Below are 14,753 nucleotides of genomic sequence, written 5' to 3'. Positions count from 1 at the left end.
TCAGTAGATGTCGGCGTACGGCGACGCCCGGGAGAACGCCCTGAGCGCGTCGAGGTCGTAACCCTCCTCGAAGTTGGTCAGCTCGGTCAGCAGGTCCTCCGGCTCGTACCGGTACCGGCCGGCCCAGGTCTCGAACGACTCGACCCGGTCCGGGTCGGCGGCGCTGAAGCAGCGGTAGCCGCGCGGCGAGTTCCGGATCACCTCGTCGACGGCCGGGGCGAACCGGATGTCGATGTTCCACCGGATGCGGTCCGACACGTTGGGCGTCGAGCGGTGCAGCGTGGTGTCCGTGAAGATCACCACGTCGCCGGGCTCCATCCGGGCGGTGCTGACCGGGCCGTCCCCGACGGCCTCGTCCGACGTGCCGTACTCGCCGTTCGGCAGGCGGTCGCGGGGAATCCAGCCCCGGGTGTGCGAGCCGGTGACGAACTGGAGGCAGGCGGTGTCCTCGTCCACCGGCACCAGCGGGATCCACATCGACAGCAGCGGCCCGACCGAGGCGTCCCAACCCTTGTAGTAGTACGCGTCCTGGTGCCAGGCGACCTGCTGGGTGCGGCCGTGGGGGTCGCGCGGTCGGGCGTTCCAGACGCCGTGCGCGTAGACCTCGTCGCCGATCAGGCTGCGCACCGGACCGAGCAGTTCCGGGGTGCGCCACAGGTCGTACACCGGGCGTCCCACCAGGATCCGCCGCCAGGCGGCCGGCACGCGCACCTGGCTGGACTCGATCAGGCGCAGGTAGCGCTGGTCGTACGGCAGGTCGGCGAAGGTCTCGGTGGTCACCCCCCGCTGCTGCCACTGCCGGGCGAGGTGGTCGACGACGCGGCTGAACGAGCCGTGCAGCGCGTCCAGCGTCCCGGTCGGGAGCACGCCTCTCAGGATCAGGTGCCCGTCGCGCCGGAACTGGTCCAGTTGCTCGGCTGTCAACGCGTGGGGGTGGTCCACCATCGGCTCCTTCGCTGGCCGCACGGGATTGAGCCCAACCACCGGGCGGGGGAAGGACCTCCAGTGCGGCGATCGTGGCACGGGCGCCGACGGGCGACAACGCCTCATTCGTGGGACGGAACCCCTATTCCGGCCGCCGTCGGCGGACGGCGGTGCGGAACGCGCCCGGAAAGCCGAAAGCCCTGGTGGGGGATCATGATCCCCCACCAGGGCTTTTCGCAAGGGTGGAGCCGAGGGGACTCGAACCCCTGACCCCCACACTGCCAGTGTGGTGCGCTACCAGCTGCGCCACGGCCCCTTGCCTCGTCCCGGTCGCCCGGGCACGACAGAACTATACACAGCGCCCGCCGCATGGTCATCTCGCGGGGGGCCACCCCGTACGCGGTTCAGTTGAGCGCCACGTCCGGCGGGAAGTGCGCGACCGCCGCCATCATGCCGCCCTGGCGGCGCAGCACCATCGGCCACAGGTCGTCCGGCCGGTCGACGAAGGCGTCGCCGGGCAGCGCGTCCAGCAGGAACCAGGAGCCGTCCTCGATCTCCTGCTCCAACTGCCCGGTGCCCCAGCCGGAGTAGCCGGCGAAGACCCGGATGCCGGTGATGCCCTCCCGCTGCGGCCCCGGGTCGACGGAGAGGTCGAGGGTGCCGACCGCCCCGGAGACCTGGTGGAACCCTCTGAGCCGCTGCACCGGGTGCCGCATCCGGGCCAGGCAGATCGCCGAGTCGGGCTGCACGGGGCCGCCCTCGAAGAGCACCGCCGGGTCGCGGGCCAGGTCACTCCAGTCGCCGAGCACGTCGGCGACCGGCACCTCGGTGGCCCGGTTGAGCACCACGCCGAGGGCGCCGCCGGGCTCGTGCGCCACCAGCAGCACCACCGTACGGTCGAAGTTCGGGTCCTTCAGCGCCGGCGTCGCAACCAGCAGCCGCCCGGCCATCGACTCCGTCGCCCGCCCGCCGATGGCCTGCCCCTCTCCCTGCATGCCGGACACCCCGTCAGACCGGCCGGACCGGGACACCCGGGGGCACCGGTGTCATCCGCGCTGTGAACGCCATGCCTGGCACCATAGCTTGCCCCCGGGGCGGTGGCTAAGGTCTGACGGTCGGTTGATCGACGGACACGAGGGAGGACCGATGGGTCCCACGGCGGAACTCGCGGTGATCGGTGGTTCGGGGCTCTACGCGCTGCTCGACGGCGCGACCGAGCATGTGGTGGAGACGCCCTACGGGCCGCCGTCCGACGCCGTCACCGTGGCCGAGGTGGGTGGGCGGCGGGTGGCCTTCCTGCCCCGCCACGGCCGCGACCACCGCCACCCGCCGCACCTGATCCCCTACCGGGCCAACCTCTGGGCGCTGCGCTCGCTCGGCGTACGCCAGGTGCTCGCCCCCTGCGCCGTGGGCGGCCTGCGCCCGGAGCTCGGGCCGGGCACGTTCGTGGTGCCCGACCAGCTGATCGACCGCACCAACGGGCGGGCGCAGACCTACTACGACCGGGGCGCCGTGCACGTCACCTTCGCCGACCCGTACTGCCCGGCCGGCCGGCGTACGCTGCTGGCCGCCGCGGCCCGCCGGGACGTGCCGGCGGTGGACGGCGGGACGGTGGTGGTGGTCGAGGGCCCGCGTTTCTCCACCCGGGCCGAGTCGCGGTGGTACGCCTCGATCGGCGGCACGGTGGTCAACATGACGGGCCATCCGGAGGCGGTGCTGGCCCGCGAGCTGGCCCTCTGCTACTCCTCGATCGCCCTGGTCACCGACCTGGACGCGGGCGTGGCGGGCGGCGGAGCGGTGACGCAGGAGGAGGTGTTCCGGGTCTTCGGGGAGAACACCGACCGGCTGCGGGGCCTGCTGCTGGCAGCCGTCGCCACGCTGCCGGCCGAACGGGACTGCGCCTGTGGGCGCGCGCTGGACGGCATCACCCTGCCCTTCGCGCTCCCCTGAGAAGAGGGAGCGGCGAAAGGCCCGGACCATCCGAGTCGTCCCGATAGATTGGGGGGCGATGGCAACGGTCCACGACACCACGTACGACCTGCTCCGTGCTCTCGGCCTGACCACCGTCTTCGGCAACCCGGGCTCCACCGAGGAGCCGTTCCTGCGGGACTTCCCCGACGACTTCCACTACGTGCACGCCCTGCACGAGGCGTCGGCCGTCGGCATGGCGGACGGCTACGCCCAGGCCACCGGCCGGCCGGCGCACGTCAACCTGCACACCGCCCCCGGCACGGGCAACGGCATGGGCAACCTGGTCACCGCGTGGCACAACCGCACCCCGCTGATCGTCACCGCCGGCCAGCAGACCCGGGAGATGCTGCTGACCGAGCCCCGGCTGACCAGCCGGCGGGCCACCGAACTGCCCCAGCCGTACGTGAAGTGGAGCCACGAGCCGGTCCGCGCGCAGGACGTCCCGGCGGCGCTGATGCGGGCGTACGCGACGGCGGTGCAGCCGCCCGCCGGGCCGGTCTTCCTCTCGCTGCCCCTCGACGACTGGGCGCAGCCGGCCGACCCCCCGCCGCCGGTGCGTACGGTGGCCACCCGGTTCGCGCCCGACCCGCACCGGCTGCGCGAGTTCGCCGACGTGCTGGCCGCCAGCAGCGCGCCCGCGCTGGTGCTCGGCGCGGCCGTGGACCGGGCCGACGGCTGGCCCGCCGCCGTGGCGCTGGCGGAGCGGCTGGCCGCGCCGGTCTGGTCGGCACCCGCCCCGGAGCGGGCCGTCTTCCCCGAGGACCACCCGCACTTCCGGGGAGTGCTCCCCTTCGCGATCGGGCCGCTGGCGCAGGCGCTGGACGGGCACGACACCGTGCTGGTCGTGGGGGCGCCGGTGTTCCGCTACTACCCGCACGTGCCGGGCGAGCACCTGCCCGCCGGAGCCCGCCTGCTGCACGTCACCGACGACCCGGACGAGGCGGCCCGCGCCCCCGTGGGCGACAGCCTGCTCGGCGACGCCGGGCTGGCCCTGGCCGCCCTGGTCGACCTGCTCCCGGCTACGGACCGGCCGGCGCCGCCCGCACGCCCCGACCCGCCCCCGCCGGCGGACGGGCTGCCGCTGGCCCCGGACGCCCTCTTCGCGGCCCTGGCCCGGCACTGGCCGGCCGACGGGATCCTGGTCCAGGAGTCGCCGTCCAGCCTGCCGGCGTTGCGTCGCCGGCTGCGCAGCACCCGCCCCGGGTCGTACCTCACGATGGCCAGCGGCGGCCTCGGGTACGGCCTGCCGGCGGCGGTCGGCGTCGCGCTCGCACAGCGCGACACCGGCCGGGGACGGCCGGTGGTGGCGGTCATCGGGGACGGGTCGTTCCACTATTCCGTGCAGGCGCTGTGGACGGCGGCGCGGCTGCGCCTGCCGCTGGTCGTCGTGGTGCCGGTCAACCAGCAGTACGCCATCCTGAAGGCCTTCGCCGAGTTCAAGGACACGCCCGGGGTGCCCGGGCTGGACCTGCCCGGGCTGGACGTCGCCGCCATCGCCCGCGGCTACGGCTGCGCCGCCACCGTCGCGGAGACCCCGGAGCAGTTCGGCGACGCCCTGACCGCCGGGCTGCGCGCGGACGGCCCGACGGTACTGCCGGTGCCGGTCAGCACCGAGGTGCCCCGCCTCCTGTGAGCCGCCGCCCGGCGAGCCCGCTGCCGCGCCCCGAGACGGTCCGTACCGCACGGGCCGGGTAGCCGTCAGCCGCCGCCCGGTCCGCGCCGGCTCAGCTCGCGCCGCTCAGCTAGCCACGAGCCGCAGTGGCGTGCCGGTGAGCACGTCGAGCACCGGCCGGTTGCCCAGCGGCGCCTTCAGCGTGGCGGTGACCGGCTCGAGTTTCAGCATCGCGTCGCACACACCGGTGGCGGTGACCACGCTGCCGCCAACCACCACGACGTCGTCGCGCTCCTGCACCAGTGGCGTGATCCCGGTGTCGCAGCTACCCACGCCGAGCCGCCAGGTCAGCTCCGCGCCGTCCACGGACCGTAGGTCCTGAGCACCGACCACGCCCTGCGGGGCCGGGCCGGCCGGCGGGGCGGGCTGCGGCGGTGCGGTGACGGCCTGCGGCGCCACGGCGAGACGGGCCACCGGCGCGGCGAGTTCCTCGACGGTGAACAGCCACGCCGGCACCTGCGCCTCACCCCGGCTCGTGTGCACCGGCGCGGTGCCCAGCTTCGCGGCCGTGACCGTGAGCGCGACGCAGGCGGTCTGCGGGGCGCTGCTCACCGGGCCGTCGGGCCCCGGCTCGATGGTGGGACCACCGCCGGGGCGCTTCGGCCCGGGATCCTTCGGACGGCCGGCGCACGGCGGCGGGTCACCCTGGTCGAGCTGCCCGTACGCGGTGGCGGCGCTGACCAGCGGAACGGTCAGTGTGCCGTCCGGGAAGCGGATGGTGCCCTCGGCGGGCTTCGCGGCCGGCAGGTCGATCTGGTCGCGGTACCAGCCGCTGAGGAAGGCGACCTTGGTCTCCTCGGTGAAGCCCGGGTCGCCGAGCAGCACCGTCGGGTCACGCATGGGCACGTAGCCGGACGTCCACGCGGGGACGGGTCGCCACGCGTCGGCCACCTCGGCGGCCCGCTGGGCGAAGGCGTCCCGGCGCGGGTCGGAGCCGGGCGCGTCGCCGGCGGGATCGGAGCCGGCCGGCGCACACCCGGCGGCGATCATCAACAGTGGAAGGCCCAGCAGGGCAGCGGTTCGGCGCATGTCGGTTGGACGCCGGCACGGCCACGCCGGTTCCCGCGGTCAGGTCTCCCCGCCGGGATCCGTCTCGTACGCCTCCCAGAGCAGGTCCGCGCCGCGCTGCCGGTGCCCGGCGAGGGCCCGCAGCAGGTGCGCGGCCCGGCCGAGCAGGTCGTCGACCGAGGCGTCCGGCGCCTCCACCGCGTGCTGGAGGGCAGCCGGCGCGGCGGTGATCACGGTGTCCTCCCGGGCCAGCAGTCGTACGCCACGCTCCAGCCGGGGTGCCTGGCCGAGCAGTTCGGCGTACGGGCCGGGGGGCCAGGGACGACGATGCGCCCCGGTCCGGTGGACCGGGGCGCATCGTCTGGTGGTGGAGGTGCCGGGAATCGAACCCGGGTCCTTCGCCGGTTTGTCAGGGCTTCTCCGAGCGCAGCTCGCTATGCCTCTACTCGGCCCCACCGCTCACGCGAGCGAGTTGGTGTGACGGGCCCAGTCGCTGATTGATCTCGCCGCACGGACCCCGCGACCGGGTCCGATTGGCCAGCCTCCTAGCTGATGCCGGCAAACTGGGTCGAAGGCACTCCCAGGCCGACAGACTCACTACTCGCCTCAGGCGGCGAGAGCGAAGTCAGCGCGATTGTTCTTGGCGCTTATTGGTTTCCGACGAACGATTCTCGAGACGACGTCGGCTTCCTCGGCTCGCTTCCCCTGTCGCTGCGTACGAAGTCGAAACCAGTCACCCCCTCGACAGGCCGCCGGTGTGGCGGCACTGACAAGCCTAACGCCTGCCGCAACGGGTTTCATCCCGAGCCCCGGGGCCGACGAGCCGACCGGGACGAATGCGACAGATCAGTCGTCCATGCCCTTGCCGCGCCGTCCGGCGACCCGGGCGATCTCCCGGTCCGCGTCCCGCTTGGCGAGGTCCTGCCGCTTGTCGTACGACTTCTTGCCCTTGGCCAGGGCGATCTCCACCTTCGCCCAGCCGTCGGAGAAGTAGACCTGCAACGGCACCATGGTCAGGCCGCCCTCGCGGGTCTTGCCGATCAGCCGGTCGATCTCCAGCCGCTTGAGCAGCAGCTTGCGGGTACGCCGGGGCTCGTGGTTGGTCCACGTGCCCTGCGTGTACTCCGGGATGTGCATCCCGTGCAGGTAGAGCTCGCCGTTGCGCTCCTGCGCGAACGCGTCGACCAGCGACGCGCGCCCGGCCCGCAGCGACTTGACCTCGGTGCCCGTCAACGCCATGCCCGCCTCGTAGGTGTCGAGGATCGCGTAGTCGTGCCGGGCCTTCTTGTTGGAGGCGACGACCTTGCGTCCCTTTTCCCGTGGCATCGGCGCCACCCCCTTTCCGGTGATCCGCGCCGGACGTCACCGGCCGCGGGGCGGAGATCATGCTACCCGAACGACAAGGGCCCTCCCGCGCCGTTTGTTCCCGGCGCGGGAGGGCCCTCTCGTCGAGCCGTACGGGCGTCAGACCCGCAGGTAGAAGCGGAGCGTGACCCAGGCGGTGACCGCGCTGACCAGGGCACCGGCACCGGCCATCAGCGGGAACATGAACAGGATGTCGCCCCAGCTCACCGGCGAGAGCAGGCCCTGGAGCGCCTGGAGCGACCCGTCGAAGAGCAGGTACTTCGCCGCGATCAGGGCCACCAGGCCGAGCAGCGAGCCGACGAGGCCGGCCACCACGGCCTCCAGCACGAACGGCGCCTGGATGAACCAGTTCGACGCGCCGACCAGTTTCATGACCGCGACCTCACGCCGCTTGCTGTAGGCGGCCACCTGGATGGTGTTGGCGACCAGGAGCAGCGCGGCGACGGCCATCACGATGGCGGCGGCCAGGGCGATGTTCTGGATCGCCGTGAGGATGTCGAAGATCTTGTCCAGTAGCCGGCTCTGGTCGACGATCTCGTCGACGCCCTCGGTGTCCTTGTACTGGTCGTAGATGCTCTTGTACTGCTCGGGATCGTTCAGCGTGAGCCGGAACGACTCGGGCAGGCTGTCGGCCTTGACGGCGCTGAGCAGGTCCGGAGCGTCCTGGAACATCTCCTGGAAGCGCTTGTACGCCTCGTCCTTGTTGACGTAGATGCTCTCCTTGACCAGCGGGTCGCCCTCCAGCTGGGCGGCCAGCGCGTCACGCTGCTCGGGGCTCACCTCCTGGTCGAGGAAGATGGAGACCTGGATGTTCTTGTAGTAAAGGTCCTTCATGTCGTCGACCTGGCGGTACATCAGACCGCTGGCGCCGAGCATGGTCAGCGAGACCGCCATCGTGATGATCATCGCGATGGTCATGGTCACGTTGCGCCACAGTCCGACCAGTACCTCGGACAGGACGTATTTCACGCGCATCGGGATTTCCTCCGGGTCTCCGGCATGAGGTGTTCGTCGTCAGGCTGCGCAGGGGTGGCGTCGGCTCAGCCGTAGACGCCGCGGGCCTGGTCGCGCACGATGCGGCCACTCTCGATCTCGATGACCCGGCGGCGCATCTGGTTCACGATGTTGGAGTCGTGCGTGACCATCACGACGGTCGTGCCGGTGCGGTTGATCCGGTCCAGCAGGCGCATGATCTCGATCGAGGTGTCCGGGTCCAGGTTTCCGGTCGGCTCGTCCGCGAGCAGGATCAGCGGACGGTTCACGAACGCCCGGGCGACGGCGACCCGCTGCTGCTCACCACCGGAGAGCTCGTGCGGGTAGCGGTGCTCCTTGCCACCGAGCCCGACCAGCTCCAGGACCTCCGGCACGACCCGGCGGGCGACCGCCTTGGTCTTGCCGATCACCTCGAGGGCGAACGCCACGTTCTCGTACGCGGTGCGGTTCGGCAGCAGCCGGAAGTCCTGGAAGACGCAGCCGATGGAACGCCGGAAGTGTGGTCGCTTCCAGGAACGCATCGACGTGACGTCCTTGCTGTTGACGACGACCCGGCCCTTGTTGGGCGAGACCTCGTGCAGCAGCAACTTGATGATGGTGGACTTGCCGGAGCCGGATGGACCGATGAAGAAGACGAACTCGCCCTTCTCGATCGAGACGGACACGTTGTCGAGCGAAGGCCGGGACGCCTTCGGGTACGTCTTCGTCACTTGCTCAAGCTGAATCACGGGTGGTGAGTCTACGCGGTGTAACCGGGGAGCCAAGCCCCACGCCCCGCCGTTGCGAGTCGCGTCATCCAATTCGGGCGTACCGGAGAGATCGACGACGCGCTCCGCCCACGGTCGATCACGCAGCGTCGCCGGCGAGCTGCTGCTGCTTGCGCCACCGGATGCCCGCCTCCAGGAACTTGTCCAGGTCGCCGTCGAAGACGGCGGTCGGGTTGCCCGTCTCCTGCTCGGTTCGGAGATCCTTCACCATCTGGTACGGGTGCAGGACGTACGAGCGCATCTGGTCGCCCCACGAGCCGGCGGCGTCCGTCTTCAGGCCCTGGAGCTTGGCCTGCTCCTCCTGGCGCTTGCGCTCCAGCAGGCGGGCCTGGAGCACCCGCAGCGCGGACGCCTTGTTCTGCAGCTGGGACTTCTCGTTCTGGCAGGTGACCACGATGCCGGTCGGGATGTGCGTGAGCCGCACGGCCGAGTCGGTGGTGTTGACGCTCTGCCCGCCCGGCCCCGACGAACGGTAGACGTCGACCCGCATCTCGTTCTCGGGGATCTCGATGCTGTCGGTCTGCTCGACCACCGGCAACACCTCGACGCCGGCGAAGCTGGTCTGCCGGCGACCCTGGTTGTCGAAGGGGCTGATGCGCACCAGCCGGTGGGTGCCCGACTCGACGCTGAGTGTGCCGTAGGCGTAGGGCACCTTGACCGTGAAGGTGGCCGACTTCAGGCCCGCCTCCTCGGCGTAGGAGGTCTCGTAGACCTCCGTCGGGTAGCCGTGCCGCTCCGCCCAGCGCAGGTACATCCGCAGCAGCATCTCGGCGAAGTCCGCGGCGTCCACGCCGCCGGCGCCGGCCCGGATGGCGACCAGCGCCTCCCGGGAGTCGTACTCGCCGGAGAGCAGGGTGCGGACCTCCATCTCCTCGATGGCCTTGCCCAGCCCGGCGATCTCCGTCTCGACCTCGACGAGCACCCCCGGGTCGGACTCCGCCTCGGCCAACTCCAGCAGCACCTTGGCGTCGTCGAGCCCCGAGCGGAGGCTGCCCAGCTTGCTGATCTCGCCGTTGACGTACGACAACTGCGAGGTCACCTGCTGGGCCTTCGCCTGGTCGTCCCACAGGTCGGGCGCGGATGCCTCCTGCTCCAGGCGGTCCTTGTCCGCGCGCAGCCGGTCGATGTCGAGCACCGCCTCGATGTTGCGCAGGGTGGCGTCGAGGCTCTTGAGTTGTTCGGCGTAATCGGCAGCGGTCACGACAGACAAGGGTACTGCTCATGCGAGGAGTGAGCTTGCGAGCCCCGCAGTCACGAGCCAAAAAGGTCCAGCTCGTGCGAGGACTACGCTCCCGAGCCCCGCAGTCACGAGCCAAAAAGGTCCAGCTCGTCAGCCGACCGGGGCGCTCTTCAGCCAGGACAGGGCGGCCTTGTGGTAGGCGACGGCGAACTCCAGCGCGCTGGCGTCGTACGCGTCGCCCTCCTTCTTGGCGTTCTTGACCTGCTCCCGGACCTTGGCCAGGGCCTCGGTGTGGTAGTCGTTGGCCGCGGCCTGGAGGTTCTTGAGCTGGCTGGCCGAGTGCAGCTCGCCGAAGGCGATCCGCAGGGCGATCGGGTTGCGGATGGTGTCCCGCCCCGGCTCCTCGGCCAGCCAACGGGTGAATGTCCGTTTTCCCGCTGCGGTGATCGCGTACGGCTGGCTGGAGCGCGGGCCGGGCTTGCCCATCCGGACCAGGCCACGCTCGGCCAGCACCGGTAGCTCCCGGTAGACCTGACTGCGCGTCATCGACCAGTACGGCGCCAGCCGGCGCTCGGCGGCGGCCATCAACTGGCCACCTGTCATGGGGCCCTCGTGGAGGAGCCCGAGCAGGGCCGCCGCCGTGGGGTTGACTCCGGAATCCGCCATGCCCATTACGCTGCCACTTTGCCGACGCGGCGTCCAGGATTTGGCATTTTCGCCACCCGGTCGGGTTCCTATGTGCACTGTCGGCGCGAGACAGTCCGCCGGGGAGACGGGGGACGGTCCCCCCGGGAGCACCGGGACGGTCCACCCCGGGGGATGCCCGGGCCGCCGGGACGACGGGCCGCCGGGACGACGGGCCGCCGGGCCGGTCACAGCCGGCTACGCATCTCCCACAGCTCCGGGTAGAACCGGGTCTCCACCCGCGAGCGCAGGTACGCCCCACCGGCCGAGCCCCCGGTGCCGGGCTTGGTGCCGATCTGCCGCTCGGCCATCAGCACGTGCCGGGCCCGCCACAGCGAGAACGCCTGGTCGTGGGCGACCAGCGCCTCCGCGAGGTCCCACAGCGGCCCGAACCGCTCCCGGTCCTCGGCGATCGTGGCGTAAGCAGCGAAGCGCGCCTCCTCCTCGGCGACGTCGAAGCCGGCCTTACCCAGCACGGTCAGGAAGCCGTCCCAGAGGCTCGGCTCGGCCAGTCGCCGTTCCAACCGCTCCCGCTCCACGTCGGGCAGCCCCCGGAAGCGGCGCAGGTAGTCCGGGTCCTTCAGGCCGGAGAGGAACTCGATCTCCCGGAACTGGGCGGACTGGAAGCCCGAGGCCGGGGCGAGCTTGGTGCGGAAGGCCAGGAAGTCCTGCGGCGTCATCGTGTCGATCACGTCGACCTGACCGATCAGGACCCGTTCCACCACGTGGCAGCGTTCCAGCCGTACGCGGGGCAGGTAGGTCTCGCCGGCGAGCAGCCGGTCCCGGGCGTCCGTCAGCTCGGCGAGCAGCAGCTTGAACCACAGCTCGTAGACCTGGTGGATGGTGATGAAGAGCAGCTCGTCATGGGAGGCCGGATCGGACTCCGGCACCTGGGCGGCCAGCAGGTCGGCCAGCCGGAGGTAGTCGGTGTACGTGAGCAGGCCACCCTGCTCGCCGAAGTGGGGATCATGCGCGGGGGTGGGGTGGGTCACAGCGGCCACGGTACCGCCGTCGCCCCACCCCCGCCCGCCGGCAAGGAAGGGACCCTTCCTATACACGAGGCGTTAAGAAGGGGCCCTTCCTTACGCCTCAGCCCATGTGTGGGTACGTGTGGTCGGTCGGCGCGACGAAGGTCTCCTTGATCGTCCGGGGGGACATCCACCGGACGAGGTTGTGCCAGGAGCCGGCCTTGTCGTTGGTGCCGCTGGCCCGGGCGCCGCCGAAGGGCTGCTGCCCGACCACCGCGCCGGTCGGCTTGTCGTTGATGTAGAAGTTGCCGGCGGCGTACCGCATCTTCTCGGCCACCGCGTCGACCACCCGGCGGTCCGTCGCGAAGATCGACCCGGTCAGGGCGTACGGCGCGATCGACTCGGCCTGGCCGACCACGTCGTCGAAGCGGCCGTCGTCGAAGACGTGCACGCCGAGGATCGGCCCGAAGTACTCGGTGGTGAACGTCTCGTGTGCCGCGTCCGTGCACTCGAAGAGCGTCGGCCGGACGAACCAGCCCACCGAGTCGTCGGCGGTGCCGCCGGCGAGGACCCGGCACGCGTCGTCGCCGCCGATCAGCTCCAGCGCCGCCGTGTGCCGGTCGAAGGCCCTGGCGTCGATCACCGCGCCGCCGAAGTTGCCGAAGTCGGTGACGTCGCCGTAGGTGAGGGACTCCGCGGTGGCTGCCAGCCGGTCGCGCAGCCCGCCCTCCCACAGCGAACGCGGGACGTACGCCCGCGACGCCGCCGAGCACTTCTGGCCCTGGTACTCGAAGGCACCGCGGATCAGGGCGGTGTGCAGGGCGTCGACGTCGGCGCTGGTGTGCGCGACCACGAAGTCCTTGCCCCCGGTCTCGCCGACCAGCCGGGGGTAGCCACGGTAGCGGGAGATGTTCTCGCCGACGGTCCGCCACAGGTGCTGGAAGACCTTCGTGGAGCCGGTGAAGTGGATGCCGGCCAGGTCCGCGTCGGCGAGCACCACGTCGGAGACCTCCTCGCCGCGCCCGGTGACCATGTTGATCACACCGGGGGGCAGGCCGGCCGCCTCGAACAGCCGCATGGTGAAGTGCGCGGCGAACTGCTGGGTGGGGCCCGGCTTCCAGACCACGGTGTTGCCCAGCAGGGCCGGCGCGGAGGGCAGGTTGCCGGCGATGGCGGTGAAGTTGAACGGGGTGACCGCGTAGACGAAGCCCTCGAGCGGGCGGTGGTCGAAACGGTTCCACACCCCCGGCGACGACATCGGCTGCGCCTCGAGCAACTCCCGCGCGAAGTGCACGTTGAAGCGGAGGAAGTCGATGAACTCGCAGGCCGCGTCGATCTCGGCCTGGATCGCCGTCTTCGACTGGCCGAGCATGGTGGCCGCGTTCAGCGTGTCCCGCCAGGGGCCGGCGAGCAGCTCGGCGGCGCGCAGGAAGATCGCCGCCCGCTCCTCGAACGGCAGGGCCCGCCACATCGGGGCGGCGTCCTTGGCGGCCTTGACCGCGGCGCGGGCGTCGTCGTGGGTGGCGTGGGCGGTGACGCCGAGCACGTGCGCGTGCCTGTGCGGCTGCACCACGTCGATCGACTCGCCGCCGGCCATCCGCTGCTCACCGGCGATGGTCATCGGCAGGTCGATCCGCTCGGCGGCCAGCTCGGTCAGCCGCCGCTGGAGCCGTTCCCGGTCGGCGCTGCCCGGCTCGTAGTTGCGTACCGGCTCGTTGCGGGGCTCGGGCACGGAGAACACAGCGTCCATCAAGGCTCCTGGCGATCTCGACAGCGGTGGCGAAACCGGCCCCGCGGGCACCGGCCGGGCGACCGGCGCCGACGCCGCGCCGGGTTCACCGGTCACGGCAGCGGGACCTTTCCCGATTCTCCCACGCCCCACGTTCACCGCCGTCCCACCCGTCCCTGTCGCCGCCGCCCGGCGCACCGTGCCCGGCTTCGTCGACCAGGGTCGCTGTCCCCTCCGGCAACGGCGGGCTCGTGACCCGAGCCCCCGCTCGGGAGCCGCGGGGCGGGCGACGGGGAACGGGGCCGTTGGCGCGTACGCTGGGTGGCCGGTGAACTGCCGGCCGACCGGGGCCGGGCGTCCGTCGGAGGGAACACGATGACCAAGCAGCCCGGCGGCTCCGCAGCCGCGGAGCCGGACACCACCGGCGGCGCCACCGGCGAGGCGGCGGACACCACCGGCGAGACCGAGGCCGGGAGCGGGCGCTCGGCCGGCCCGCACGACGGCACGGCTCCGGCGCTCGCGCCCGGGGCGGCGGTGCTCGCGCTCCTGGCGCTCGGGTGGCTGGCCGCGATGCTCTGGTCGACCCGCGAGGTGATCAGCTCGGCGGCCGCCGGGCTCACCGCCATCAGCCTCTCCGCGTTCGCCCTGCCGGGGGTGATCTCGGCCGCGCTGGTCGCCGGCGCCGGCTTCGCCCTGTTCGGCGTCGACCTGCTCGCCCGCCGGGGCAGCGACCGGGTCACCCTGCGCTTCCTGGCGGCGATCGGCACCGGCCTGCTCGTCGGGCTCGCCGCCGCGTTCGCGATCAACCTGACGTACGCCGACAACGCGACCACCAACGTGATCGCCGCCACCACCGCCGCCGCCGCGACCATCGGCGGGGCCGTCGCCGGCGCGCGTAGCGGGCCCGTGGTCGGGGCCGTGGTGGCCGCCGCCCTGGGCACGCTGATCTTCGTGGTGGCCTTCAGTCGGGCCCGCGACCCGCTCTTCGACCTGTTCGGTGACGGCGACTCCCAGGAGTCGCTGCTGAGCGCGGCCAAGTGGGTGTCCCGCACCGAGTCCCTGCTCGCCGGCCTGGTGGCCGGGTTGCTGGCCTTCGCATACCTGACCCTGGCCCGCCGCCGGGCCGCCCGGCACGACGCGGCGGCGCCCGCGCCCCGCTGGCCGGCCTACCTGCTGGCCGGCGCCGGTTCGGGCCTGCTCCTGCTCGCCGCCGAGGTGATCATCCGGATCGGCGGCCGGTCCCTGCTCGACCTGGCCGGGGCGCTGAGCGAGGCGGACGCGGTGGCCCAGACCGCGCTTGGCACCTCCCGGATCGACAACGCCATCTGGGTGCTCTTCGTCGGCGCCCTGACCGCGGTGATCGCCTTCGGCCGCACCCTGGGGCCGGCCCACGGCGACGACGACGAGCCGGTCGAGGCCGCCCCCGCCGGCTGACCCTCCGGGCTGACCCCGGCGACCGCCCACGCCGCCGGCACGGGCGTCGCCCGGCGCT

The 14,753-nt window shown here is 72.2% G+C and carries 14 protein-coding genes, 1 tRNA gene and 1 other RNA gene; 3 read left to right on the top strand and 13 right to left on the bottom strand.

Going from position 1 to position 14,753, the window contains the following annotated elements:
• From KBX06_RS16130 to KBX06_RS16120, 3 genes are all read right to left on the bottom strand, one after another.
• The gene (locus KBX06_RS16130) at positions 1 to 942 is read right to left on the bottom strand and encodes a phytanoyl-CoA dioxygenase family protein (RefSeq protein ID WP_210835563.1); all 942 of its coding nucleotides are present in this window, start codon (positions 940 to 942) and stop codon (positions 1 to 3) included.
• Between the two features lie 225 nt (positions 943 to 1,167).
• Positions 1,168 to 1,240: transfer RNA gene (locus KBX06_RS16125), tRNA-Ala, on the bottom strand.
• A gap of 88 nt (positions 1,241 to 1,328) precedes the next feature.
• Positions 1,329 to 1,919: a YqgE/AlgH family protein gene (locus KBX06_RS16120; RefSeq protein WP_210835561.1), complete on the bottom strand. Its 591-nt coding sequence runs from the start codon at positions 1,917 to 1,919 to the stop codon at positions 1,329 to 1,331.
• 151 nt (positions 1,920 to 2,070) lie between these two features.
• On the opposite strand from KBX06_RS16120, the gene KBX06_RS16115 reads away from it, so the two are divergent.
• Complete coding sequence (locus KBX06_RS16115) at positions 2,071 to 2,874, top strand: S-methyl-5'-thioadenosine phosphorylase (RefSeq protein WP_210835559.1); 804 nt, start codon at positions 2,071 to 2,073, stop codon at positions 2,872 to 2,874.
• Between the two features lie 58 nt (positions 2,875 to 2,932).
• Positions 2,933 to 4,528 carry a benzoylformate decarboxylase gene (gene mdlC, locus KBX06_RS16110; RefSeq protein WP_210835553.1) on the top strand — a complete coding sequence of 532 codons (1,596 nt, stop codon included), beginning with the start codon at positions 2,933 to 2,935 and terminating at the stop codon, positions 4,526 to 4,528.
• A gap of 105 nt (positions 4,529 to 4,633) precedes the next feature.
• On the opposite strand, the gene KBX06_RS16105 is transcribed toward mdlC, so the two are convergent.
• The 10 genes from KBX06_RS16105 to pruA form a co-directional block, all read right to left on the bottom strand.
• Positions 4,634 to 5,596 carry a hypothetical protein gene (locus tag KBX06_RS16105; RefSeq protein WP_210835551.1) on the bottom strand — a complete coding sequence of 321 codons (963 nt, stop codon included), beginning with the start codon at positions 5,594 to 5,596 and terminating at the stop codon, positions 4,634 to 4,636.
• A gap of 39 nt (positions 5,597 to 5,635) precedes the next feature.
• Positions 5,636 to 5,809 (bottom strand): hypothetical protein, encoded by a 174-nt coding sequence (locus KBX06_RS16100; RefSeq protein WP_210835549.1) that lies wholly within the window; start codon positions 5,807 to 5,809, stop codon positions 5,636 to 5,638.
• A gap of 131 nt (positions 5,810 to 5,940) precedes the next feature.
• Positions 5,941 to 6,316: a transfer-messenger RNA gene (gene ssrA, locus KBX06_RS16095) on the bottom strand.
• A gap of 105 nt (positions 6,317 to 6,421) precedes the next feature.
• Positions 6,422 to 6,901 (bottom strand): SsrA-binding protein SmpB, encoded by a 480-nt coding sequence (smpB, locus tag KBX06_RS16090; RefSeq protein WP_088979560.1) that lies wholly within the window; start codon positions 6,899 to 6,901, stop codon positions 6,422 to 6,424.
• Positions 6,902 to 7,039: 138 nt separating this feature from the next.
• Positions 7,040 to 7,915, bottom strand: coding sequence for a permease-like cell division protein FtsX (gene ftsX / locus KBX06_RS16085; protein WP_210835547.1), 876 nt, complete (start codon positions 7,913 to 7,915; stop codon positions 7,040 to 7,042).
• A gap of 65 nt (positions 7,916 to 7,980) precedes the next feature.
• Positions 7,981 to 8,661 carry a cell division ATP-binding protein FtsE gene (gene ftsE, locus KBX06_RS16080; protein WP_089001878.1) on the bottom strand — a complete coding sequence of 227 codons (681 nt, stop codon included), beginning with the start codon at positions 8,659 to 8,661 and terminating at the stop codon, positions 7,981 to 7,983.
• Positions 8,662 to 8,779: 118 nt separating this feature from the next.
• Positions 8,780 to 9,901, bottom strand: coding sequence for a peptide chain release factor 2 (gene prfB / locus KBX06_RS16075; RefSeq protein WP_210835541.1), 1,122 nt, complete (start codon positions 9,899 to 9,901; stop codon positions 8,780 to 8,782).
• Between the two features lie 129 nt (positions 9,902 to 10,030).
• Entirely contained in the window at positions 10,031 to 10,546 is a 516-nt protein-coding gene (locus KBX06_RS16070) for a PadR family transcriptional regulator (protein WP_210835540.1), read from the bottom strand.
• Between the two features lie 206 nt (positions 10,547 to 10,752).
• Positions 10,753 to 11,556, bottom strand: coding sequence for a tryptophan 2,3-dioxygenase (locus KBX06_RS16065; RefSeq protein WP_210835539.1), 804 nt, complete (start codon positions 11,554 to 11,556; stop codon positions 10,753 to 10,755).
• A gap of 97 nt (positions 11,557 to 11,653) precedes the next feature.
• Positions 11,654 to 13,282 carry an L-glutamate gamma-semialdehyde dehydrogenase gene (gene pruA / locus KBX06_RS16060; protein WP_210835538.1) on the bottom strand — a complete coding sequence of 543 codons (1,629 nt, stop codon included), beginning with the start codon at positions 13,280 to 13,282 and terminating at the stop codon, positions 11,654 to 11,656.
• Between the two features lie 354 nt (positions 13,283 to 13,636).
• On the opposite strand from pruA, the gene KBX06_RS16055 reads away from it, so the two are divergent.
• Positions 13,637 to 14,695, top strand: coding sequence for a hypothetical protein (locus KBX06_RS16055; RefSeq protein ID WP_210835534.1), 1,059 nt, complete (start codon positions 13,637 to 13,639; stop codon positions 14,693 to 14,695).
• Positions 14,696 to 14,753: the final 58 nt, after the last annotated feature.

The organism is Micromonospora sp. C31 (assembly GCF_018070575.1).
Classification (GTDB): domain Bacteria; phylum Actinomycetota; class Actinomycetes; order Mycobacteriales; family Micromonosporaceae; genus Micromonospora.
Note: the sequence above shows the minus strand (reverse complement) of the source record. Positions and strands in the feature narration are given on the sequence as shown.

What these genes read in the sequence shown, in the direction of transcription:
- KBX06_RS16120 (WP_210835561.1), bottom strand. Translation starts at nt 1,919, where the DNA reads ATGCAGGGAGAGGGGCAGGCCATCGGCGGGCGGGCGACGGAGTCGATG.
- KBX06_RS16115 (WP_210835559.1), top strand. Translation starts at nt 2,071, where the DNA reads ATGGGTCCCACGGCGGAACTCGCGGTGATCGGTGGTTCGGGGCTCTAC.
- mdlC (WP_210835553.1), top strand. Translation starts at nt 2,933, where the DNA reads ATGGCAACGGTCCACGACACCACGTACGACCTGCTCCGTGCTCTCGGC.
- KBX06_RS16105 (WP_210835551.1), bottom strand. Translation starts at nt 5,596, where the DNA reads ATGCGCCGAACCGCTGCCCTGCTGGGCCTTCCACTGTTGATGATCGCC.
- smpB (WP_088979560.1), bottom strand. Translation starts at nt 6,901, where the DNA reads ATGCCACGGGAAAAGGGACGCAAGGTCGTCGCCTCCAACAAGAAGGCC.
- ftsX (WP_210835547.1), bottom strand. Translation starts at nt 7,915, where the DNA reads ATGCGCGTGAAATACGTCCTGTCCGAGGTACTGGTCGGACTGTGGCGC.
- KBX06_RS16070 (WP_210835540.1), bottom strand. Translation starts at nt 10,546, where the DNA reads ATGGCGGATTCCGGAGTCAACCCCACGGCGGCGGCCCTGCTCGGGCTC.
- pruA (WP_210835538.1), bottom strand. Translation starts at nt 13,282, where the DNA reads ATGGACGCTGTGTTCTCCGTGCCCGAGCCCCGCAACGAGCCGGTACGC.
- KBX06_RS16055 (WP_210835534.1), top strand. Translation starts at nt 13,637, where the DNA reads ATGACCAAGCAGCCCGGCGGCTCCGCAGCCGCGGAGCCGGACACCACC.